Genomic DNA, 21,796 nt, shown 5'->3' on the forward strand with positions numbered 1-21,796 from the left:
AAGCTGGTCATTAAGAGGGCATCGTTGCTTGCTTCCGCGCAGCGGTACCCCCTTGATTACCGCTCCTATCCCCCTCACCGCCAAGCTATAGCCTTCGGCATGGCTGCACTAACGCTGTGGCGGGAGTTCCCCGGAGGTTGAGATGGGGCGTTTTCCGACACCTCACCCGTTTTCCCAGTCTACTTCTAGTAAAGTACTGCCACCATTACCTACGTGATTTTAGTTCCTAGGTGGCAGCTTCATGAAGTTAGCGCTGTAGAAGTATCAATCTTTGATAAAGAGTGCCCAAATACGTAGGTGAATCTCTAGAAGGGTATGACAAGATTTTACGAGGTTTTACTGTTGTGGCTGCTTCTACTAGATCCCCTTTCCCTGAATGTTTCTAGAGATATTTCTTAGCAATCACAATTAAGTTTTTTGTTGAGAAAGTTGAATTTTGCGATCGCTTCTCTCAACAAAGCTTGTGTGTAATTTTACGCGACAGACTCATTGCCAATTTTTGCTGTTAAGAGAACTATGACCCATGACTATGGCAACCAGGATTCAGAAGTTATCGATCGCGGCAGCGGGCGCTTCTATGCTTGCGATCGCGGCTCATGCTACCCCCGCTGAAGCTGCTCGGATTTTCAGTTTTGAAAGTAGTTACAAAGGTTTCCCAATCCCCTTGATGACCCCTTAGCCTATAAAGTGAAGTTCTTTGAGAAGAAAGATACAGAATCTGTACCTGAACCAGCTTCTCTAATTGGGCTTTTAGGCATTGGAGCTTGGGGTACAAGTTCTGCATTCAAGCGCAAGCAGCGATCGCAACAACTGTAATCTAGGAAGCTCGATTGTGACTCATGCGCGTTCAGCCCAATTGCCATGCCCTGAAAAGCATGGCTTTTTGTTTATCTGCTTATTAATGAGTTGATGAAGCCTTGAGAACCGCAAGATGGTTTTTTGTGGTGGAAGGGCAAACTTAAGGCATAGCAACTTGAGCCCAAGTAGAGTATCTAGAGTAGCCACAAAAGGTGCTCCTACAGTTGCTATCTTAGGTAATGTTGTTTTTGAGCCAAGCTAGGCAATTTAGCGCGGTACCTTAGAGCTACGCTGAGCTAACATCAGCAGCAGATAAACTGTGAATAGATACCCTGTGGCTAAGAGCAAAATAGTTGCTGGAATATCGTGATACATAGGACGGCCAGGAGCAAAGCGGGGGTTAGCAAAGGAAAGCAAGCTCAGGACCAACAAAGCTTAATTAGTCTGCCAGAAAATGATGATGCGTCTCGAAGACCCCCATCCGATTTTCATCAAGTTGCTCAATCAACTGCTACTGCCCCTAGCTTCTTGAGTCCCAAATCTCGCTACACGAAGACTCAGGTTGTAAATTACAACCCAACTATAAAGTCTTTCGACCTAGGCAGCAGGCCAAACTCCAACTGCCAATAGCAAACGGAGGAACCAGAAGACTAGACTGTCATTACCTACTGTAAAAAGTAGAGCAGACGTTACAGTTACCCTGAGGCAACTCACAGTCCTAGTCGCTTTGTTAAGGTATGAAATTGTTGAAATCCTTATAATCTAGACTAACACATGATTTCCGTGTTTTCCGCTTTATTTGACCACTTAAGCCCTTAGAAGTGCGTCACATAGGAAAATTGTGTACTACAAAGTTTAGGGCGAACTTTTCATCCCTCAGAAGTCAAATTTCTTAGCTGAATTTTCGCTTACCAAAAGCCGATTCAGCGGCATTTTTCCGGGTTCTACCTAGGCAATCTATCCGCTAGCTAAAAACAAATCTTTCATAATGCGGAAGGGTTAGCTTAAAATGAGGTTAGGATATGTAAAATTTCGTAACCTAATACCGTAACGCCTGAGCTGGCCTCTCCATGACCTCAGCTACATCTGTGTTCTCTACTGTCGAAACCGACCTACGGGTATTGACAGACAATCTAAAAAATTTAGTGGGTGCCCATCACCCCATTCTCTACGCTGCTGCCGAGCATCTATTTGGAGCAGGGGGAAAGCGGCTGAGGCCAGCGATCGTCTTTTTGATCTCGCGAGCGACTATGCCAGGTCAAGACATTACCGCTCGACATCGACGGCTGGCCGAAATCACTGAAATGATTCACACCGCTAGCCTCGTCCATGATGATGTCGTGGATGAATCGGAAGTTCGCCGGGGAGTCCCCACCGTCCACAGTAGCTTTGGAAATCGCATAGCGGTGCTGGCAGGCGACTTTCTCTTTGCTCAGTCTTCTTGGCATCTAGCTAACTTGGACAACTTAGAAGTCGTGAAGCTTCTGTCCAAAGTGATTATGGATATGGCAGAAGGCGAAATTCAGCAAGGATTGAATCGCTTTGACACTAGCTTGTCGATTGAAGCTTACTTAGACAAGAGTTACTACAAAACAGCTTCTCTGATCGCCAATAGTTCCAAGGCGGCGGGTGTGCTCAGCGATGTCTCCTCCCCAATGGCTGAGAGCCTATATCACTACGGTCGTCATATTGGCCTAGCCTTCCAAATTGTCGATGACATTTTTGACTTTACTGGCTCTTTGGAAGCTTTGGGGAAGCCTGCTGGCTCCGATTTAAAGAGTGGAAACCTGACGGCTCCAGTTCTATTTGCCCTTAAAGAAAAGCCTGTACTCGAAGGTTTGATCGAGCGGGAGTTTGCTCACGAAGGCGATCTAGACCAAGCGATCGCCCTGATTTCAGAGAGCAATGGTATGGAGCGATCGCGGGAGCTAGCCGCTCATCATGCTCAGAGTGCTGTGGCCTGCCTAAGCGACCTCCCCCCTTCCGAATCGCGCCAAGCTTTAACAGAAATGGCAGATTACGTGTTGAGTCGGTTACATTAAGCGCCAAGTACGAGGGCTGGCCCCAAAATTGGCTTGCCATAGCAATTAGAGCATCAGCTAGAAACTTCAGCCAGCAACTTAAGCCACATCCGGCGGTAGGTTGCTGTTTGTCGTGGAAAACTGTTGCATATGCCTTTGAATTAACTTCGTCAACTCTTCACGTAAAATCTCAGTGCCGATATCGACATTACCAGGGGTATCGAAGAAGATCATGCCATCTAAACCTGGCATGGAGATGAGGTAAAACAAAATATGCGCGATTGGCATGGGTAATGCCAGCACCTCAGGATCTTGCAACTGATACGGACCTGCCGCTACATCTTTGAGGGTGGAAAAAGCGTAGACAATGTTCTTCTCGACCCCAGGCTGGGAACGCTGGTTTAAGGTTGTTACAATCCAAGACTGATTCAGGGTTTGTAAGACATAGTATTGAGGGTGCCGCAATCGTCCTGCTATTTGCTTCAAAATGGGGGCGATCGCTTCAATTAAGCGGGGTGTAGTGCCATCTTGAGGGGCTTGCTCGATCAGGACTTGAATCTGCTGGTCTAGATCCATGCTGGAGTCTCGGAGAGATTAATCATTCTCAGTCTAGACTTTCTTCAAAATTGCTTCAAATTTATGGCTGGTGAGTATGCTAGGGTCTTGGTTAGCTGTTGACCATCATGGGGAGATCTGCCGCGACGTGGAGGCAATTTTTCAGCTACTGTTTAATGAACTTAGGCTGTCAACGGGAGCGTCTGAGCAGAATTGTACGGATGTAGCAGAGCGTTTGGCGCAAGAAGTAAAAAGAATTTGCACTGAAAGTAAGCGGATTCAGGCTTCTGGAGAAGTGGAAACTTGGGCGATGACCTTAGCTCGGCATCGTCTGACTCAGTGTTTGACCTACTACAAGTTAGGGTCACGGCGAGGCCGAGTTGAGTTGCACAGTAACCTCAGCGCCGTGATCTATCGCTATATCAGCCCCCCTCAGGCACAATCCAGTTATCAAGCCCGACTGACCTTGATCGAGGATTTTCTGCAAGGGTTCTACATGGAGGCATTGAATGCCTTTCGGCGGGAAACTCAGATGCCAAAGGCTTACTGCCCCAAATCCTTGTTGGAGCTAGCCGAATACATGGCCTTTACAGAGCGCTACGCGAAGCGCCGGATTCCCTTGCCAGGGCATCGAAATCAGCAGTTGATTATTCTGCGAGCCCAAACTTTCTCGCAACAGCAACCTTTAGAAACTTACGTAGATATTGAGCAAGCCGCAGAAGGAGCTTCTCAAGAAACGGATCAAGCTTGGAACGCAGCCTCGGTACAACAACTGCGTGAGCAAATGGTAGCTCAAGCTCCAGAACCCGCCGATGATAGTCTGCGTCATGCAGTTGTTACAGAGCTAATGGCTTACCTGGAGGAGCGGCAGCAGAGCGATTGTGCGGATTACTTTGCTTTGCGATTACAAGATTTACCTGCCCATGAAATTGAAACAATTTTAGGTTTAACCCCTCGTCAGAGGGATTACCTCCAGCAGCGATTTAAGTACCATTTAATTCGATTTGCGCTTTCTCACCATTGGGAATTGGTGCATCAGTGGCTAGAAGCTGACTTAGAACATAATCTAGGTTTGACACCACAGCAGTGGGAGGCTTTTCAGACGCAAATCAGTTCACAACAGCTTAGAATATTGCAGTTAAAACAACAGCAATTGAACAATCTCGCGATCGCTCAAGACGTTGGGTGCACAGTAACTCAAATCCAAAAACAGTGGTCTCAGTTGCTAGAGCAAGCTTGGGAAATTCGCAATAGCCTAGTGTCCGGAGCAAGTCCATCTACAGATGAATAGGGGTTTAGGAGATGACTAAGAATCCTGAATCATTTTCCGAAGAGTTACTCGCATGGCTACTGCAAGACTCCAACTCAGCTGAGTTTTCAACTGAGACGGGTGCAAATTCTATCAATTCAGGTAACCAGGCTCAGGTTGAGCCGCTAGCTTCTCATCAAGCGACCCCAGCGGCTAATTATCAGAGTAGCAATCCTGAATTAGCAGACTTAGATCCGTTGGATTCAGAAGGGATAGACTTTGCACTGACTAACTCCAGTGAAGTGCCAGCCTTCTCCCCGCACTCAGGGAGCCAATCACTCAAACCGGGAGAAATACCTACTGTGCAAGACAGATTCCACGCCCTTTTAAAGCGTCGATTACAAACTGAAATTCAACGCCATCCGCCTCTGTTTCCTTGGGAATCAGAGATCTATGCTTATGAACCTGATCAAGTTGACTCGACTGTAGTCGGGCAGGTTCCCAGGCAGTTGTGGGCGGCTCAACTACGCAACCTGAGTGTCCCCGTTGCGCTACCAGAGGCAGTTTTGGCTCAATTGCTAGACCAATGCCAAGATTTGCTACAAACTTCTCTGCGGGAAGGGGCCAAACTAGTACGAGCAGTCGAGACTTTATTCCCAGGTCATAGTCAAACTTTGAATGATTTGGCTGGTATGGTTCTGGTGTCTCCGGCTCGCTCTGGAACCTTGGATGCTCAGACGGGTGCTTCTCTCTTAGAAGCGAGCACCAAGTTTCCCGATAGTTATGAAGCGGCCACTCCTAAGCAGCAAATGGCCTTATCCCTTCTGGCTGCCCGCGAGATTTTGAGTTCACTGACTTTGTCGGTTTCGGCTAGTCAATCTTGCCTGGAGCGCCAGTGGTTAACAGCAGCAGGGCTGTTGACTTTAGAAATCCGCTATCAGCCTCAAGCCGAACCAAGGCTACGAGTGCAAGGTCGGCTACCTTGCGGTGGCAGTTTAAAGGTGCAGGGGCGATCGGAGTCAACTGCTTCTCGCTCGCAACCGGGCTGCCTGAGTGTTGAGCTGTTTGATCCGCAACCCAATCAAACTTACCCTCTGACTGTAGAATTCCACGATCAGGCTCAAGAACCACTCGTCTTTGTGATTCAGCCGCTAAGCGATTAATCCCAAAAGCAGACAAAAGAAGAATTGATTTTGTACAGAAGCGCTAGGATAACTCCAAGACGCTCATCGTTGGTTTGCTACTAACGGCTGAGGGCTTAGAGTTAACTGCTTCTGTATAAATCTATGTCTAACTCACCTGGGGTACGGCAACGGCGGGGCATCCCAGTTTGGCAGCAGCTACAGCAACGCTTGGCGGCAATGCCAACTGTCGAGGTGGAAGATTCAATCTTACTGCGGGTGCTTGTACAATTACTGGTCACGGTGGGGATTGTCGCAACGGATCTGGCTGCTAGGGATGCGGTGGCAGAATGGCCCATTACTAGTTATTGGGCAATACCACTGAGTTTGTTGGGAGCCACTTGGAGCTGGTATCGTCGTCGCGATCGCAATATTCCGACAAAATTTTGCTTAGCCATTGGCATGTTAGTGACGCTACTGGCTTTTTTTGTGCGTTTATTTGGCGAGCTGAACGATACTCGCTTAGCACTCGCCCAATTGCTGATTCAACTCCAGGTTTTGCATAGCTTCGATCTGCCGCGTCGTAAAGACTTAGGCTACTCGATGGTAATTGGTCTAATTCTGCTAGGCGTGGCGGGTACTCTTAGCCAAACACTAGCATTCGGGCCATTTTTACTTGTATTTGTAGCGATCGCCTTACCCGTCCTCATCTTAGATTACCGCTCTCGTTTGGGATTGGTATTCCAAGGCTGGAAACTTCGGGGTGCTGACCTGGCCCCTAAGCGTTTGGGTGTTTTTCTTCTAGTGGTTGTGAGCTTAGGACTGATTATCTTTGCCTTTTTGCCTAGGCTTCCAGGTTATCAATTGCGTACGTTTCCGGTCAGTGCTCCCGTGGACTTCCAAGGTCAATTTGACACCAGCCGGATTCTGAATCCTGGTTATGTGCGGGGGGGACGCGGTGGAGGCGAAGAAGGAGAAGGAGAGGGCTCTGGCACTGAGACGGGACAGCGAGGACAAGGTCGAGGCAAAGGCAAGATAGACGACACCTATTACTATGGGTTCGATACCCAAATTAACCAGAACTTGCGTGGACAGATGAAACCCCAAGTTTTGATGCGGGTGCGATCGCAAGCAGAAGGTTTTTGGCGAGTTGTCGCCTTCGATCGCTATACCGGACAAGGCTGGGAAATTTCGCGAAATGATCAGGCAGAGACAATCGATCGCTCTCGGTGGTCTTATCAGTTTTTCCTGCCTCGGCCCGTTATTTTGGGCAGAGACAAGGAAGTAGTTCAAACCTATACGATCGTAGCGGAAGAACTACCGAACGTAATTCCAGCGATGGCTTGGGCCAAGGAACTTTACTTCCCAACTCGTCAGGTTGCTGTAGATCCAGAAGGTAGTTTGCGATCGCCCTTAGCCTTAGTAGAGGGTTTTACCTACACAGTGATTTCGGAAGTGCCTTACCGCAACCGAACGTTGCTAAGCAAAGCTGCCACCAACTATCCAGAAGCGATACGGAAAAACTATCTCCAAATTCCACCAGAGATCGCGGCTAAGGTACGGCAGAAAACACAAGAAATTTTAGCTGCTGCTCCGAATCCACTCACCGCTCCTTCTGAACAGGCGCTTTATTTGGCTCAGTACCTGAAGCAGCGCTACACGATCCAGCCTGATTTAGCTTTTCTGGAAGATAACGACGACTTAGTTGAAGCGTTTCTATTTCGTTTTGAAGGCGGATACCCAGACCATTTCTCGACGGTGCTAACTGTTATGTTGCGATCGATCGGAATTCCTGCTCGATTGGTGACTGGCTTTGCTCCAGGAGAATTTAACCCCTTCACTGGGTTGTATGTGGTCCGCAACACTGATGCCTATGCCATGACGGAGGTTTACTTTCCCAAGTATGGTTGGTTTGCGTTTGACCCAATTCCTGGGCATGAGCTGATTCCTCCCTCTGTGGAAGAAAACCAAACTTTTAGTGTGCTGCGGAAGTTTTGGCAGTGGGTAGCGGGTTGGTTGCCTTCTCCGGTGACTGGTATTCTCAGTGGTTTGTTTAATGCGATCGCGGCTATCCTGGCTCGGACTGTAGGCTGGTTTCTTGGCCTCTTCTCCAAAGGTTGGTTGGGTTTATTTACAGGCCTAATTGTGGCCGTTGGTCTAGCTTTTCTGGGTTGGTTGGGTTGGACGGGATGGCGAAATTGGCGCTATCAACGTTGGTTGGCCAAACTGCCACCGATGGAAAGCCTATATCAACAAATGCTGGCTTGGTTAGCAACCCAAGGCTTCCACAAGCGACCCGCCCAAACGCCTTTGGAATATGCTCAGCAATGGTACAGCCACCCCTCACCAGAATATAGCCAGACCATTGCGGCAATCTCACATGCCTATGTGGGCTGGCGCTATGGAGGTCAAACTGCGAACGTAAGGCAACTGCAGCAGCAATTTCGCAATTTGAAGAAACAGCAAGCCAAGCGATCGCTTAGTATTTGGCAACTGAGAAACCGACGGATGTTGCAGAGAACCCGCTAGGCTCCTAGAAGCTCGATCGCGACTTGCTTGATATTCTGCAAGTTAAAAGAACTAACCCGCCCCATTAAAATCCGAGCCGCCGCTCGAAACTCAAAATCTGCTTCCTGCTGATTAATTTCTTGGCCGAGTAGAGCTTTAGCAGCTTGCTGAATCTCCTCTAAGATTTGAGCATACTCGGACTGATATTCTTGTTGAGAATCGACAGGGATAGAAGTGAGAGCCATCATCTTGCACTTGGGTTGAGGTGATTTAGCAAAACTCTGTTCTGTGTCGCATGAGCCTGCTTATCTCAGAATTCCCGAATTCATCCCAGCCATCCCTAATCCAGTTTCAAGTTCGCGTGAGGAATCGCTCCATTTAGATAAAGGATTGATTTTATATTTGAAGCATTAGGAGCCAGAAGGTAAGTGATTACTCTGACTCCTAATGACAAAACGGAGAGCTAGAACTCCCTCATGCGTTACTTCGCTTTGGCTTCTAATGCTTCTAAGCGACTCTTTAGATCCTGGTTCTCTTGTTTCAGTTGATCTAGTTCTTCACGCAGTTGCTTCACAGCCTTATCGGAGCCAGCATGCTTCTGAACCCTTTGGACTGCTTCTTCAGCAATGCGACGCACGCGACCGTCTGGGGTTTGATCGGCGAGAGCCTGGAGAATTGAAATCGCTTTGAGCGTTTCCATCTGCCCCAGAGCTGCTGCTACCGCCACTTGAGTCAGAAAGAAAGTTTCCCGTGACAACTCGCTGAGACGTTCTAAGATCCGCTCCAAATTCACGTTGGTTTGACCAGAAGAGATGCCTCCTAAAGCTCGGATGGCAGCGAGACGTAGGGATTGGGGTACTCCAGGAGCGGTGTACTCCAAGATCAAATTCAAAGCTGCTTCTGAAGTTTTCATCTGGCTCAATCCTGCGATCGCCCCGGAGCGCACGACTTCATTCCAGCCTGAGCGTTCTGCTAGGACTGTCTTCAGCAGCTTCATTACCTTGTCATCCTTAGGCTTTTCATGCAAGTTAGAAGCAGCAATTCCACCGATCGCCCGAATTGCAGCGGCTTCGACATAGTAGCTGGGGTCGCCTTTTTCGACGATTGGTTTTAGGGCTTTATAGCTCTCAGAAGTCTTGATGCTAGCTAAGGCTTCAACGACGGCTCGACGAACTTGGGCCACTTCATCCTTTAGTCCTGTGACCAATCCTGCAAATGCTTGGTCTAGCTTTACGTCTGCTAGTTGCTTAGCAATTTCTGCTCGAACTCCCCAAAAGCGATCGCGCTTGAGTGCTTCTGATAGAGCGGTAACTGCTTCCAACCCACCTTTCTTGGCTAAAGCTTCGGCGGCATAAATTCGAGAGATGGGGTCTGGGTCATGCTGAAGCTGGGCTTTGAGTTCAGCGACGGGGTATTCCAGTGAAACAGTTTTGAGGACATGATTGCCCTGGTCAAAGCTGACGAACTGGGGTTTCTCTTCTAGGGGGAAGTAAAAAGTTTGCTCCCGCTCATGGACTCGCACCGTGAAGGTTTTGAAGCTCTTCTCCTCACCTTCTACATACCCAAACGCGATCGGCAGTTTCAGATCAAACAGCTCATTTCGACTACCGTTATCATTACTCTTCGCTTGAGTTTGAGTGATGGTGATCTTGGCTAACTTGCTATCGCCATCCCAGGTGTAGCTGACTTTGTAGTCGGGATGTCCACCACGAAACACGTATTGATCAAAGAGAAATAGCAAGTTGCGTCCGGTTGCTTTCTCGATCGCCCGTAATAAATCAATGGTTTCTACGGTTTGGTGGGCGTTGTCGTTGACGAAGGTGGCGATCGCTTTCCAAAACAAGTCATCTCCTAGCTCCGCCCGGATCATGTGATAGACACAAGCTCCCTTTTCGTAGAGGTGGCGATCGTAGAGTTCGATCGCTTCTCGATAAACGTGAGTAACGATGGGGCGACGGTAACGGGCGCTGTCTTCTGCAATATAGTTGCGAGCTTCGTTCAGGCGATAGTAAGCAGCTTCTTCTGCTCCGTATTCTTGTTCTGTCCACATGACTTCGGAGTAGGAAGCCATGCCTTCTTTGAGCCAAGCATGAGACCAGTGCTTGATTACCACCAAATCCCCAAACCACTGGTGAGCTAGTTCGTGGCAGACCAAGCTTTCGGTGCTGCGATTATCTAAAGCGGCTCGCTCATCGAGAAGACAGCGATCGGTCAAGAGCGTGGTGGAAGTGTTTTCCATGCCGCCGAAGATGAAGTCATCGACGCAAACCTGAGCATACTTCGGAAAAGGATAGGGATAGCCATATTTCTGGCTAAGAAACTCCATCATTCGAGGAGTTTTGCCCATGCTTCGGCGGGCATCTGCTTCGCGCCCCTTCTCTACGTAGTAAGGTACAGGCTTCCCTTGCCATTCGTCTCGAATCTCGGCAAAATCTCCAACTGCTAAGGTCATTAAATAAGTCGGATGTACCTGCTGTTGCAGCCAATGATAAATCTTGCTATCGCCCTCAACCTCAGTGCTGATCAACTCACCATTCGAGATTGCAGTCAACTGCTTCGGCACCCTCACCCGAATTTCAGAGCTAGCCAATTGGCCTGGGTAATCGAAGCAGGGAAACCAGAAGCGAGAGTCTTCATCCTCTCCTTGGGTCCAGACTTGAACGGGTTTATTAGGATAATGCTTATCTGGTTGAATAAAGTAAAGGCCGCGCTGAGGTTTTTTGACACTGTAGGCGATCGCTAACTCCAGCGGCTTACCTGCTTCGGTCGGTTGCTGTAATCGAATGGATAGTTGTTCTCCATCGGTTTCAAAGACTTGCTCAATTGCGCCAATCTTCACCGATTGAATATTTAAGTTCACTGCATCCAGAGTTAGGCGATCGAGGCCATTGCAAACTGGATTCAGACGAATGGTGCAAGTGCCTTGGTAGGACTGTTTAGGAATGTCGAGAGTTAGATCTAGGAAGATGTGCTCTACTTGACCGGGGCGATCGGGATTGTAGTGAGGTCGAGCACCGGGTAACTCGAATGACTTATGGCTGTTTTGGTCGGAATCAAAAAACGACTGCAACATTGGTAGAAGATGACTCTGTAGGGCTAAAAAATAATAAGTGCCTACCCAAAAACTGAAAAGCTTGGGATCTCAAGAACTTTCAAGGTTTTGGCTAGGCCCTAAGGAGGGTGACTAAACGAAGCCGAGCATGCTGTTGTTTCCAGAGTAGCGTGTTCTCGCCTTGGCATCTCAATTAACTCGAAGTCATATCTACTACCTCATTCTTGAAATAGGTTTGCTGGCTAGAGTGACTGTTTCAGCCAATTTGTTTCAGCTAATTAGTGACTGAGATACGCTGCGAGTTGCCCCATTCTGAAATAAATCAACTATAATTAGAGATCCAAGCATGGGGCTGCACTGGTTTCGACGTGATGGCGAAAGCTGCTTCGTGATGCAGGTCGAGAGTGAGTCACCTCTCGCAAATCAATGGCTCAAAACAAGTACATGCGAACAACATCGTACCCTTTGCTCGTAAAGCAGCTGCTGTTGCCTAAAAACCTCTCATAGGTTCGAGCGTCTGTAGTTTGACTCCGTTAAGGATTACAGACCAACCCCCAACGGATGCGTTAGCTAGCTATCTCTGGTTGGCTAGTTAGCAAAGACTTCACCAGAGCATCCCATTGTCCGGGATAAAGGACAGTTCCCGCTTCGAGGATCAGAGAAGCTAAACCTGTGAACGATCGGAGGGTCAATACCCGTTACGGACAGCGGTTCGATTCCGCTCAGCTCCACTTTTAATCTCAATAACCTCACCCAATGTTTTAACCGGGTGAGGTTTTTTATTGAGGGTAAATGAATGACGAGCAAGTCGCTCAAGCTAGGGACCAATTACTGTTTAGCCACAGCAATAGTTTCAAGCAGTCCTACCACGACCTACTAGAAGATAGGTGGTGGCTAATGTGGTGATCAGTAGAACAGTGATTGAAATCATAATCTTCGAAGCACCCTGTAATTGTTCATAGTTTAGCTACGACTCAAATGCATCTAGCCCAGTCAGATGGCTCAAGTTTTCTACGCAACTAGATCCAAAACCCTGATTGACTGATGGGTAATGGCGTTGCATGAGCGAACAACAGGAAACAGAATTTGACTCAGGTTTAAACACAGGGAACGTTCATTTGGGTCAAGCGATCGCAGCTTGATTTATATGAAGTTTAGCTGAAACTCCAGGGGCATATTGTACAGCTTTGTCACCGTATAAATACACAAAAAAATAATTTTCTCATGCTTAAGGGCGAAGTTAGCTAGGAAAAGGGCTTGATACAGTTAATTATCAGTTCAATCAAGCAGCATTTTATTGAAGTAGTACTTAAAAATTAGGGCTGGCTTTTCAAAAACTTAATATTCCCTCCGAAATTGAGCGATCGCTGCTTGGTTCTCTATGTATGCACTGCTTTTATGGAGGGGACGGCAATGTTGCAGGCTCTAGAATGCCCCAAGTGCAGCAAGAAGGCAGTAGTTCAACGCACGAGCGATCTCTATCTGTGCTTGTCTTGCGACTTCAAGCGCGATTTATCGAAGTCAGCACCCTCTAAGCCAGATAACGATCTGTCGCTGATGTTGATGACCCTGATGCTGGCGCTGTTGGTGGCACTAATTATTCTTTAAATGAGGCAAGAGTCTGGTAGGGCCAGCCGCTTGTGTCTTACCATCAGCAATTGAGGTGATCGCCTAGGCGATTGCGCTGAAAATCCACCTGTAGAATCGTGCCAAGATTGTGGCAGTTTTGCGGGCTGGAAAATTGATGAAAGCGCTGTACAAGATTCCTGGCTGGGTGGCGATCGCCTCACTGACCGTAGTCACACTGGCCTGTCGTGCGACTACGACTCCAACGGTGAGTGCCCCAATGACTAGCGCTACTGGTACTAAAGTATCTGAGCTTGCTCTCAATGCCACACCGCCAGGAACAGAAACGAGACGGCTAGCCGCTGACACGACTAGTAGTTTATCCATACAGCCCATTCCCGTTGCTCCGGAGTTGCGGAATCCTTGGCCCCGCGAGTGGGAGCAGGAATTCCAGCAGCGATCGCGACAAGTGCTTGCCTTTTATACAGCGCACAAGTACGGAAACAATAGTAAGGAAAACGAAAAGCAGTCTTACCCTTACGCCATGTTTGATTTTTTGGCGGGGAATCGAGACAAAGCGATCGCCTTTTTGCAAAGTGAAGACAAGCAAGCCCAAGATAATCAACACACCTTAGGCATCGACTATTACTATTCTTTTACGCTGAAGGGTCAAGTACGTAAGTACTTCTTATGGGGTCAATTTCTCGACCCTACCTACAAGCAGCGGATGTTTGAGGGAGCCAAGATCTGGACACAGCAGGACCCTAACCGTCGCCCGCATCCCATTTACGCCAAGGGAGATGGTAGCGAACAAGGCTGGGGCCCCAAAGTCCGAGGCAGTTGGGTGGATAGCCGCAACACCGACAATCTCCGGGCCATGCGCGAGATCTCTGTGTACTTGATGGCCGAGGAGACAGGTAACGAAGCGGTACGTCGCTTGTATCAGCAAAAAATTCACCGCTATGTTTCGGATCTCTACCACATTGGCATGGGCGAGTGGGATTCCGAAACCTATCATGGGCACACACTAGCGGCCTATCTTAATCTGTACGATTTTGCCAAAGACCGAGAAGTGAAGCAGTTGGCGAAAGCAGCTTTAGATTGGCTCTCTGCCACTGGTGCTGTGAAGTACTACCATGCTGGATTTGGTGGCCCCAATAAGCGAGACTATGGCGGCAGCAACGTAGTTTTTAGCTCCGATGCTGCCCAACTCCTTTGGCTGTACTTTGGGGATGCGAAGATACCCAATCCCAAGCCAGAACTCGACTCGATTCATGTCATGACCAGCGCTTACCGTCCTCCTAAAGCGGTGGTGGCACTAGCGCGTAAGCAGTTTGCTAAACCTGTGGAACTGCTGATCACTCATCCTACCTATGAGAATTGGAAGCCAGGTGCGTCTGACCAGCCTGCTTATTGGGAAACCACTTTTTTCGGTCAAACGTATCAATTAGGGAGCGTGGTGTCTTCGTTTAAGGATGGAGATGTGGGGCCATTTAAGTTGATGGTGCAGAACTCCCAACGAGGTATGGATTATTTCGTGGCGAATACTGGCGGCGATCGCGTTGAGTCGGGCAAACATCGCGGTGACCAAATGGGTCAATACCGTAATTTGATGCTTTGGTTGCGCCCTGCCTCAGAAACGCCTTTTTTCTTTCAGGTGCCCAAATCTGCTAGGACAGAGGTTGAAAAAGATATCTGGTTTTTCCAATTTGAAAACACTTGGCTTGCGGTTTATCCGATTAATCTGCGCTCCTATGCAGAAGTCGCGATCGCAGACCCCAAAACTGCTGAACGGTATCAGCAAGAACGCACGCTCAAGGCTGTGCCACACGATGGCTCTCCTATCTCTTATGCAGGTTTTGCATTAGAGATAGGAGAGCCAACCACGCATGGTCGTTACGAGCAGTTTAAGCAAGCCGTACTCAACAAAAGCAAATTGGATTTAAGCCGTCTAGCTCAAGGAACCGCCATGTTACAAGGGGCGACGGGAGAAACCCTAGAGTTAAGGCACAACAACCAGAATGAATTGCCCACGGTAGTTCGCAACGGAGTCACTCACGATTGGATGAAGCACTTGGACCTCTACAAACCTGTAGGAGCGAATAGCCCTATTTCTCTAGGCTGGAAACAAGGCAAGCTACGAGTGGCAGCGGGTGGTGCTACCTTTGAAACCAAGGTGAAGGCAGCAGCTAAAGTGCAGGCTACCCCGTAGAGTGAATTGCGCTCATTAGCACCTGAAGTCCTAAGAGACAAAACTTAGCTAAGAGCTTAGACGAGGCAATCCTAGGTCAGGCGATCGCTATTTCTCAGATTTTGTCGAGTTAATATCTGAATATCTGTTCATATGTTAGAATCATGGAAAATCGATCAAGGTAAATCTTATGACTGCTGTATCTCAAATGAAGTGCGCTTGTGACTCTTGTCTCTGTATCGTCTCGCCCAACGAGCAAGCAGTCCAGAGAGATGGCAAGTACTATTGCAGCGATGCTTGTGCAGACGGGCATGCTAATGGAGAAGGCTGTGGTCACACAGGCTGTGAGTGCCACTAAGATTTCAAGCGCAAGCAATACCTACAAAAAGAAACCCGCTAGTGCTCAGACTGGCGGGTTTTTTATTCCACTTTTTGGCAGTCAATTCTGCACTCATGGAAGTTTCGGTTTCAACGAATTGCTATTGCAACGGCAAGACGCTGATAAACTGTGAAATGGTTTGTAACAATTGAAAGCAACTATGGAAGTCGGTCAAAAAGTACGAGTTCGCCGTTTGAGAGATCGCGTCCCTCCCGCTGTAATCAACAAACTAGGACAAACTGGTACCATTCGTGATTTTCGGATGGTAGATAACAGCGGCGTGGGTGTGCTCGTGGAGTTTGATGATAAGTTTGCTACTTGGTTTTTTGAGGATGAAGTGCAAGTAGTTCAGTAAAGCAGAGTGTTTAAGCAAAGTTGAGCTTGATCAACCCTGGTCTTCATTGATCCTCAATAGTTGCCCCTGAACCTACCGCTAAGATGAGGACAGCCTCACAGGAAGCCCTCTAGCATAGAAATCCTAAGCAGCAAATGAGTTGCGCACTGTTGTTGTAGGAAGCTTTTAATGTCCCTAATTTTGACGTTTTTGGGAAAAGGTGGTACGGGTCGGACAACGGTTGCGATCGCCACTGCCAAACGCTTTGCTGGTCAAGGTAAGCGAGTTTTGCTCGTCGGTCAAGATCCTGGCCCAAATCTGGGTTGGCTCTTGGGAACTGCTTTGACGGCTGACCCCCAAGAAATTGCCCCCAATCTACAGGCTGTGCAGTTTCAAAGCGCCACTCTCCTAGAGCGCAGTTGGGAAGAAGTCAAAAAGATAGAAGCTCAGTACTTACGGACTCCTATCTTAAAGGCTGTATTTGGTCAAGAATTGGGCGTTCTCCCTGGCATGGATAGCGCTTTAGCCCTCAATGCGCTGCGCGAGTACGATGCCAGCGGTCAGTATGATGTCATTGTTTACGATGGCACAGGCGACCAGACTACCCTGCGGATGCTAGGGATGCCCGAGGTTCTGAGCTGGTATGTACGCCGCTTCCGTAAAGTTTTTACCGATTCCGATCTAGGTAGAACGATCTTAGAATCGCCTTTTGTTCAGCCTTTAGTCAGCACCGTTCTCAACGTCAGTTGGTCACCCGATAATTGGGCTCAGCCTACCAATCAGGTGAGCAATATATTAGACGAAGGGAAAGCTGCCGTTAACAATCCTCACCGGGTGGCTGCCTACTTGGTCACTACCGCAGATCCAGCGGCGATCGCCACGGCTCGTTATCTCTGGGGCAGTGCTCAACAAATTGGCCTGACAGTCGGTGGGGTGATTCTGAATCAAGCAATGGTGAGTCACGCGATCGCGCAAACGCTAACCACTGAGTTTGATCCCCTCACAACTCATGCTTTTCCAGTACGAACCGGAGATGATTGGCAGCCGCTGATGGACGCTTTGCCCGACTTTAGCCAAGCCGATCAAGCACCAAGAGCGATCGCGGTGAATGTGGCTGAGCGCAAGGTTGCTCTCTTTCTCCCAGGCTTTGACAAAAAGCAAGTCAAGCTCTCGCAGAACGGCCCTGAAATCACTATTGAGGCAGGTGATCAGCGACGTAATATTTCATTGCCACCTGAATTGAGTGGCAAACCCGTGACAGGTGCCAAATTCCAAGATGGTTACCTAGTCATCTCGTTTTAATCTGTTGATTGAGCATCTCGATTGAGCTGTTGAGAAGTAGTTGCCTGGGCTCCAGGCATTAAATCTAAAAACCTTATGTCTGACCCAACTCCCTTACCTCCAGACTCCAATATTTCTCCCGCAGCTGAGGTAGCAGAAGTTCAAGATGCTGCTGCCAAGCTAGATGTGCAAGCGAATACCCCTGCCCCTTTGAGCCCAACGGCTCCAGAAGCTACACGGAGTGCCAAAGCCCGACAACTCCTGGGTATGAAAGGGGCGGAAGCAGGAGAAACCTCAATTTGGAAGATTCGCCTGCAACTGATGAAGCCGATCACCTGGATTCCTTTAATCTGGGGCGTAGTCTGCGGGGCAGCTTCTGGTGGAAATTTTCGCTGGAGCCTAGAGTGTGTCTTAATCTCAGCGGCTTGTATGTTGATGTCAGGGCCGATGCTAACGGGCTACACCCAGACCATCAATGATTTCTATGACCGAGATCTAGACGCCATCAACGAACCCTACCGCCCGATTCCTTCTGGAGCCATTTCGTTGCCGCAAGTGCAGGTGCAAATTTGGGCACTGCTCCTAGGGGGTGTTGGCATTGCTTATGCGCTCGATCAGTGGGCAGGGCATGCGTTTCCCACCATTACAGTGCTAGCTCTAGGTGGCTCCTTTGTGTCTTATATTTATTCCGCGCCACCCCTCAAGCTAAAGCAAAATGGTTGGTTGGGTAACTATGCGTTGGGGGCGAGTTACATCGCGTTGCCTTGGTGGGCGGGGCATGCTCTATTTGGCGATCTCAATCCCACGATTGTGTTGTTGACTTTGTTTTACAGTTTTTCGGGCTTGGGAATTGCGATCGTAAATGACTTCAAAAGTGTGGAGGGCGATCGCCAGTTAGGATTGAAGTCTTTGCCCGTAATGTTTGGAGTTGCCACCGCTGCCTGGATCTGCGTGCTGATGATTGATGTGTTTCAACTGGGCGTTGCGGCTTATTTACTCAGCATTCACCAAAATCTATACGCTGTGATTTTGCTATTGCTGGTAATTCCTCAAATCACGTTCCAAGATATGTACTTTTTGCGCGATCCGCTCAAGAATGACGTGAAGTATCAAGCTAGTGCTCAGCCCTTTTTAGTGTTGGGGATGCTAGTCGCTGCTCTAGCCCTGGGTCATGCTGGAGTTTAGGGGATCAGCATAGGCCACCTAGGACGCTTCAAACAATTTTTTGTCTGGAAAGGTTATGAATACTTGACTTTCCAGACAGAGTTGCGATAAGACGATTTCGATTATTGGGGTGCAGATTGGGATACCAAGCCCTAAAATAAGAGCGAATGGCGGCTTGGTGAGTGGTGGTGAGTGAGGAGCTATAGTGGCAAAGTTTATCTCAAGGTTCAGAGGCTTTTCGACCAAGTTGAATCCTGCTGAATCAGCGGAACCTGGATCGACCCTCTCCAATGATCAAGCGCAACCCAAGCGACGGCGCAAGAAAGTGCCTAAATCACCAGGCAAGCGGCTAGCATCGAACGTTAAAGAACTATCCTCTCAGGCGATCGCTAACGTTGAGGGTTCGCGGTTGGCCCCGATTCTGCGCCCCTTTCAAGGCCCCAAACCTCTCCATCGCAACCGTCTCTTTTGGCTGGGTCTCGGTTTAAGTAGTGGCCTGTGCGCTCTGGGGGTTGGCTGGTGGTCGTTAAAGAGCACTTTGCCCGACACTGGCAGTATTTTTACCTTTGTCCGCGATGGGACTCTCACGGTTAAAGCCGCTGACGGTACTATCCTACAGCAGTCTGGGCCTGCCACACGGGAAAAATTGACGATGGGTCAATTTCCCAAAACCGCAGTTGAAGCTTTCATTGCTGCGGAAGATCGTCGCTTCTATCAGCATCAGGGGGTTGACTATCAAGGCATTTTGCGCGCAGCCCTCTCCAATCTAGTCTCAGGCGATTTGGTGCAGGGCGGTAGTACCATTACGCAGCAGGTCGCTCGTATCGTTTTTCTAAATCAAGAGCGTAGCATCACTCGCAAACTTAAAGAAGCGATGCTGGCTCAAGAATTAGAGCGACAGATGCCGAAAGAGCAGATTCTAGAGCGCTACTTGAACTTGGTTTATTTGGGTTCGGGTGCCTATGGCGTGGCTGATGCCGCTTGGGTGTATTTTAGTAAGCCAGTCGAGAAGCTGACTTTGCCAGAAACGGCGATGATTGCTGGGTTGCCTCCTGCGCCGAGTGTTTACTCGCCCTTAGTCAATCCAGAAACGGCAACGAAGCGGCGCAATGTAGTGTTGCAGCGAATGCAGGATGCGGGCTACATCAGCAAAGCCGAGATGGATCAAGCGATCGCGGCTCCTTTGAAACTAAAACCCAGTTCACCCAAGCGCTTGGTGATCGAAGCGCCCTATTTTACCTCTTATGTCCAGCAAGAATTGCCGAAGTACGTTTCTCCCGAAGCTTTGGAACTGGGTGGGCTAACCGTTGAGACGACCCTCAACCGACAATGGCAGAAAGCCGCAGAAAAAGCGATTAAAGATGCGGTGGAGCTAGATGGATCGGCGGAGGGCTTTAGCCAAGCAGCGTTAGTCGCGATCGATCCTCGTAATGGTCAGGTTAAGGCATTGGTAGGAGGTGACGGCTATAGCAAGAGCCAATTTAACCGAGCCACACAAGCCCAACGCCAACCCGGTTCCACATTCAAAACCTTGGTTTACACAAGCGCGATCGCGGCTGGCTTCTCTCCCACCGATGGGTATTTGGATGCTCAATATACCGTGGATGGTTACAAGCCTCAGAACTACGGCAAAACCTATCGGGGCTGGGTATCCATGCGAGATGCCTTGACCTATTCTGTCAACGTGGTTGCTGTCAAGGTCTTAATTGACGTTGGGTTTGATCCGGTTGTCAAGATGGCGAAAGACATGGGCATTCAGTCTACGTTAATGCCAACTTATTCCCTAGCCCTAGGAGCCTCGGAAGTTAACTTGCTAGAGCTGACTAGTGCTTATGGGACCTTAGCCGCTCAAGGAAATGCTGTCCCAGTCCACGGTATTACTCGGATTCTCAATCGACAGGGAGAAGTTCTCTACAGCGCTGACTTTAAACCCAAACGAGTGGTTGATAAAGGCACTGCTTCCATCCTCACTTGGATGCTGGAAGGTGTGGTGCAGTCTGGGACGGGGCGGCCAGCACAATTGGGGCGGCCTGTGGCTGGAAAAACGGGCACTTCTGAGGAGGCGCGTGATCTCTGGTTTATTGGCTATATCCCTCAGGTAGTTACAGGGGTTTGGTTGGGCAACGACAACAATGACCCAACTTGGGGGTCGAGTGGTACGGCTGCTCACACTTGGCGTGAATTCATGACTAAGGCCGTGCAAGGCATGTCAGTAGAGAAGTTCCCAGAGTTACCAAGTTTTGAAGGGCGCAAAGGCAGCATCAAAGCCAAGCCTGTGACTCCAAAGCGAGAGCTTTCGGGCAGTACTGCGCCTGAAACTGGGGCTGCGAGTAGCGAAAGCTCTGGTGGCGGATACGATTCTGGGAGTAGCTACGATTCTGGGGGTGGCTATGATTCTGGGGGTGGCTATGATTCTGGTGAGAGCTATGACTCCGGTGCGTCTTACGATCCAGCTCCGAGCGAACCTGCGCCTGAACCTGTGGCAGAGGAAGCTCCACCCAGCGACTATGTTCCTGAAGAAGCACCCGTAGAAGAAGCTCCACCCAGCGACTATGTTCCTGAGGAAGAAGCTCCACCTGCCGAACCTGCACCACCTGCGGATTCTGAGCCTGCGCCACCCGCACTCTAAAGGACTGTCTTAGGAGGGGGAGACGAATCCAACTCTAGGGAGATCCCCCTTCTCAGCAGGCTCTGCTACGGTTGTTGTACTGTAAATTAGTATTTCAAAGCGTAGAGAGGTTATTAAGATGTCTTTATTAATTGCGGCTGCAGCAGATGTGGCAACCAATACTCCCCACTTCCCCATCTCTGCAACCCTCGTTTATATCGTTGGATTTATTGCAGCTGCGTCAATTGGTTCGATTGCTTGGTATAACTCTAAGCGTCCCGTAGGCTGGGAAGCTAAGGATCGTCCTGACATTGTGCCCGAAGTAGAGAAGGAAGAAACTCCTGGCATTGGTCAGCCTTTGAAGTAGAGAAGGAAGAAGCTCCTGGCATTGATCAGCGTCGCTAAGTTTTTAGAAAATTCAGCAAAGTGGTCTAGTGTGAAACTCCAGTGCATCAGCTGGAGTTATTTTTTTCGTCTAGCCACTGAGCGTAGAGCTTGTGAATTGTGGATAAAACAGCACTTTGTCGTTCTTCAGGTAAACTCGCCATAGAGTCTAGAAGTTGTAAGTTGGCGAGTAGGCTGCTCTCTTCACTTGCAACATTGCCATCTTTAAAGATTAAGTGCCGCGATCGCTTGAATGAGTTGGCGGCACTCTGCCGAAGTAGGGCGATCGCCCAAATATTCTTGAATCCAGCGGTAACATTCTGTGGGGAAACCGCGACGAACTCGTGTAGGAGGGGCTGTAGCTCAGGAGCATCGGCAGCTCCCGTTTCCTCGGCGATTTGGTGCAGATATTCTCGCTCCTCTGGCTGCATTTTGCCATTAATCTAAGCCGCTCCCACCAGAATTTTGAGCAGCGCTGCCTTTGCATTGGCTGTCATCCTACTTCCCCCTGAATTGACGAATGGCTTACTGACGGTGTGAAACCTGACGTAGCTTTTATTATTTGCGTAAGTTTTTTCCAAATCA

At 48.9% G+C, this 21,796-nt stretch carries 17 protein-coding genes, 1 other RNA gene and 1 pseudogene; 15 read left to right on the forward strand and 4 right to left on the reverse strand.

All coding sequences use genetic code 11. The annotated features are described in order from the left end of the window. Positions 1-523: 523 nt before the first annotated feature. The 3 genes from KME12_23835 (at position 524) to sds (ending at position 2,840) form a co-directional block, all read left to right on the forward strand. Positions 524-679, forward strand: a complete 156-nt coding sequence (locus tag KME12_23835; GenBank protein ID MBW4490817.1) for a hypothetical protein — start codon at positions 524-526, stop codon at positions 677-679. Between the two features lie 8 nt (positions 680-687). Then, positions 688-816: a PEP-CTERM sorting domain-containing protein gene (locus tag KME12_23840; GenBank protein ID MBW4490818.1), complete on the forward strand. Its 129-nt coding sequence runs from the start codon at positions 688-690 to the stop codon at positions 814-816. A 1,052-nt stretch (positions 817-1,868) separates the two neighbouring features. After that, complete coding sequence (sds, locus tag KME12_23845; protein MBW4490819.1) at positions 1,869-2,840, forward strand: solanesyl diphosphate synthase; 972 nt, start codon at positions 1,869-1,871, stop codon at positions 2,838-2,840. A 78-nt stretch (positions 2,841-2,918) separates the two neighbouring features. Here the strand turns inward: sds and KME12_23850 are convergent, their stop codons facing one another. Further along, positions 2,919-3,395 (reverse strand): hypothetical protein, encoded by a 477-nt coding sequence (locus KME12_23850; GenBank protein ID MBW4490820.1) that lies wholly within the window; start codon positions 3,393-3,395, stop codon positions 2,919-2,921. Positions 3,396-3,471: 76 nt separating this feature from the next. Here KME12_23850 and hetZ point away from each other — a divergent pair, with 76 nt between their 5' ends. From hetZ to KME12_23865, 3 genes are all read left to right on the forward strand, one after another. Further along, positions 3,472-4,665, forward strand: coding sequence for a heterocyst differentiation protein HetZ (gene hetZ / locus KME12_23855; GenBank protein ID MBW4490821.1), 1,194 nt, complete (start codon positions 3,472-3,474; stop codon positions 4,663-4,665). Between the two features lie 11 nt (positions 4,666-4,676). Further along, positions 4,677-5,786: a hypothetical protein gene (locus KME12_23860; protein ID MBW4490822.1), complete on the forward strand. Its 1,110-nt coding sequence runs from the start codon at positions 4,677-4,679 to the stop codon at positions 5,784-5,786. A gap of 123 nt (positions 5,787-5,909) precedes the next feature. Further along, a complete protein-coding gene (locus tag KME12_23865) occupies positions 5,910-8,273 on the forward strand; it encodes a DUF3488 and DUF4129 domain-containing transglutaminase family protein (protein MBW4490823.1) in 2,364 nt (787 codons plus the stop codon). On the opposite strand, the gene KME12_23870 is transcribed toward KME12_23865, so the two are convergent. Both KME12_23870 and KME12_23875 read right to left on the reverse strand, forming a co-directional pair. Beyond that, the gene (locus KME12_23870) at positions 8,270-8,500 is read right to left on the reverse strand and encodes a hypothetical protein (protein MBW4490824.1); all 231 of its coding nucleotides are present in this window, start codon (positions 8,498-8,500) and stop codon (positions 8,270-8,272) included. The genes KME12_23865 and KME12_23870 overlap by 4 nt on opposite strands. Positions 8,501-8,733: 233 nt before the next feature. Further along, positions 8,734-11,325, reverse strand: a complete 2,592-nt coding sequence (locus KME12_23875; protein ID MBW4490825.1) for a M1 family metallopeptidase — start codon at positions 11,323-11,325, stop codon at positions 8,734-8,736. 327 nt (positions 11,326-11,652) lie between these two features. Here KME12_23875 and ssrA point away from each other — a divergent pair. From ssrA to KME12_23920, 9 genes are all read left to right on the forward strand, one after another. After that, positions 11,653-12,038, forward strand: a transfer-messenger RNA (tmRNA) gene (gene ssrA, locus KME12_23880). A 679-nt stretch (positions 12,039-12,717) separates the two neighbouring features. Continuing rightward, positions 12,718-12,912 (forward strand): hypothetical protein, encoded by a 195-nt coding sequence (locus KME12_23885; protein ID MBW4490826.1) that lies wholly within the window; start codon positions 12,718-12,720, stop codon positions 12,910-12,912. A gap of 136 nt (positions 12,913-13,048) precedes the next feature. Beyond that, on the forward strand, positions 13,049-15,082 hold the full coding sequence (locus KME12_23890) for a hypothetical protein (GenBank protein MBW4490827.1): 2,034 nt from the start codon (positions 13,049-13,051) through the stop codon (positions 15,080-15,082). A 169-nt stretch (positions 15,083-15,251) separates the two neighbouring features. Next, positions 15,252-15,419, forward strand: a complete 168-nt coding sequence (locus KME12_23895; GenBank protein MBW4490828.1) for a metallothionein — start codon at positions 15,252-15,254, stop codon at positions 15,417-15,419. Between the two features lie 181 nt (positions 15,420-15,600). Further along, on the forward strand, positions 15,601-15,795 hold the full coding sequence (locus tag KME12_23900) for a DUF2862 domain-containing protein (GenBank protein ID MBW4490829.1): 195 nt from the start codon (positions 15,601-15,603) through the stop codon (positions 15,793-15,795). Between the two features lie 168 nt (positions 15,796-15,963). Then, on the forward strand, positions 15,964-17,076 hold the full coding sequence (locus tag KME12_23905) for an ArsA family ATPase (protein ID MBW4490830.1): 1,113 nt from the start codon (positions 15,964-15,966) through the stop codon (positions 17,074-17,076). Positions 17,077-17,151: 75 nt separating this feature from the next. Then, positions 17,152-18,240 (forward strand): chlorophyll synthase ChlG, encoded by a 1,089-nt coding sequence (gene chlG / locus KME12_23910; protein ID MBW4490831.1) that lies wholly within the window; start codon positions 17,152-17,154, stop codon positions 18,238-18,240. A gap of 304 nt (positions 18,241-18,544) precedes the next feature. Further along, positions 18,545-20,848 carry a penicillin-binding protein 1A gene (locus KME12_23915; GenBank protein MBW4490832.1) on the forward strand — a complete coding sequence of 768 codons (2,304 nt, stop codon included), beginning with the start codon at positions 18,545-18,547 and terminating at the stop codon, positions 20,846-20,848. A gap of 118 nt (positions 20,849-20,966) precedes the next feature. After that, positions 20,967-21,194: a hypothetical protein gene (locus KME12_23920; GenBank protein MBW4490833.1), complete on the forward strand. Its 228-nt coding sequence runs from the start codon at positions 20,967-20,969 to the stop codon at positions 21,192-21,194. 85 nt (positions 21,195-21,279) lie between these two features. Here KME12_23920 and KME12_23925 read toward each other — a convergent pair. Continuing rightward, positions 21,280-21,708: pseudogene (locus KME12_23925) on the reverse strand (TerB family tellurite resistance protein). Positions 21,709-21,796 lie beyond the last annotated feature (88 nt).

It is taken from the genome of Trichocoleus desertorum ATA4-8-CV12, from assembly GCA_019358975.1.
Lineage (GTDB): Bacteria > Cyanobacteriota > Cyanobacteriia > FACHB-46 > FACHB-46 > Trichocoleus > Trichocoleus desertorum_A.

Bases quoted from the DNA above. Each gene is read 5' to 3' on its own strand.
- KME12_23835 (MBW4490817.1), top strand. From the start codon at position 524: ATGACTATGGCAACCAGGATTCAGAAGTTATCGATCGCGGCAGCGGGC.
- sds (MBW4490819.1), top strand. From the start codon at position 1,869: ATGACCTCAGCTACATCTGTGTTCTCTACTGTCGAAACCGACCTACGG.
- KME12_23850 (MBW4490820.1), bottom strand. From the start codon at position 3,395: ATGGATCTAGACCAGCAGATTCAAGTCCTGATCGAGCAAGCCCCTCAA.
- hetZ (MBW4490821.1), top strand. From the start codon at position 3,472: ATGCTAGGGTCTTGGTTAGCTGTTGACCATCATGGGGAGATCTGCCGC.
- KME12_23860 (MBW4490822.1), top strand. From the start codon at position 4,677: ATGACTAAGAATCCTGAATCATTTTCCGAAGAGTTACTCGCATGGCTA.
- KME12_23865 (MBW4490823.1), top strand. From the start codon at position 5,910: ATGTCTAACTCACCTGGGGTACGGCAACGGCGGGGCATCCCAGTTTGG.
- KME12_23870 (MBW4490824.1), bottom strand. From the start codon at position 8,500: ATGATGGCTCTCACTTCTATCCCTGTCGATTCTCAACAAGAATATCAG.
- KME12_23875 (MBW4490825.1), bottom strand. From the start codon at position 11,325: ATGTTGCAGTCGTTTTTTGATTCCGACCAAAACAGCCATAAGTCATTC.
- KME12_23885 (MBW4490826.1), top strand. From the start codon at position 12,718: ATGTTGCAGGCTCTAGAATGCCCCAAGTGCAGCAAGAAGGCAGTAGTT.
- KME12_23890 (MBW4490827.1), top strand. From the start codon at position 13,049: ATGAAAGCGCTGTACAAGATTCCTGGCTGGGTGGCGATCGCCTCACTG.
- KME12_23895 (MBW4490828.1), top strand. From the start codon at position 15,252: ATGACTGCTGTATCTCAAATGAAGTGCGCTTGTGACTCTTGTCTCTGT.
- KME12_23900 (MBW4490829.1), top strand. From the start codon at position 15,601: ATGGAAGTCGGTCAAAAAGTACGAGTTCGCCGTTTGAGAGATCGCGTC.
- KME12_23905 (MBW4490830.1), top strand. From the start codon at position 15,964: ATGTCCCTAATTTTGACGTTTTTGGGAAAAGGTGGTACGGGTCGGACA.
- chlG (MBW4490831.1), top strand. From the start codon at position 17,152: ATGTCTGACCCAACTCCCTTACCTCCAGACTCCAATATTTCTCCCGCA.
- KME12_23920 (MBW4490833.1), top strand. From the start codon at position 20,967: ATGTCTTTATTAATTGCGGCTGCAGCAGATGTGGCAACCAATACTCCC.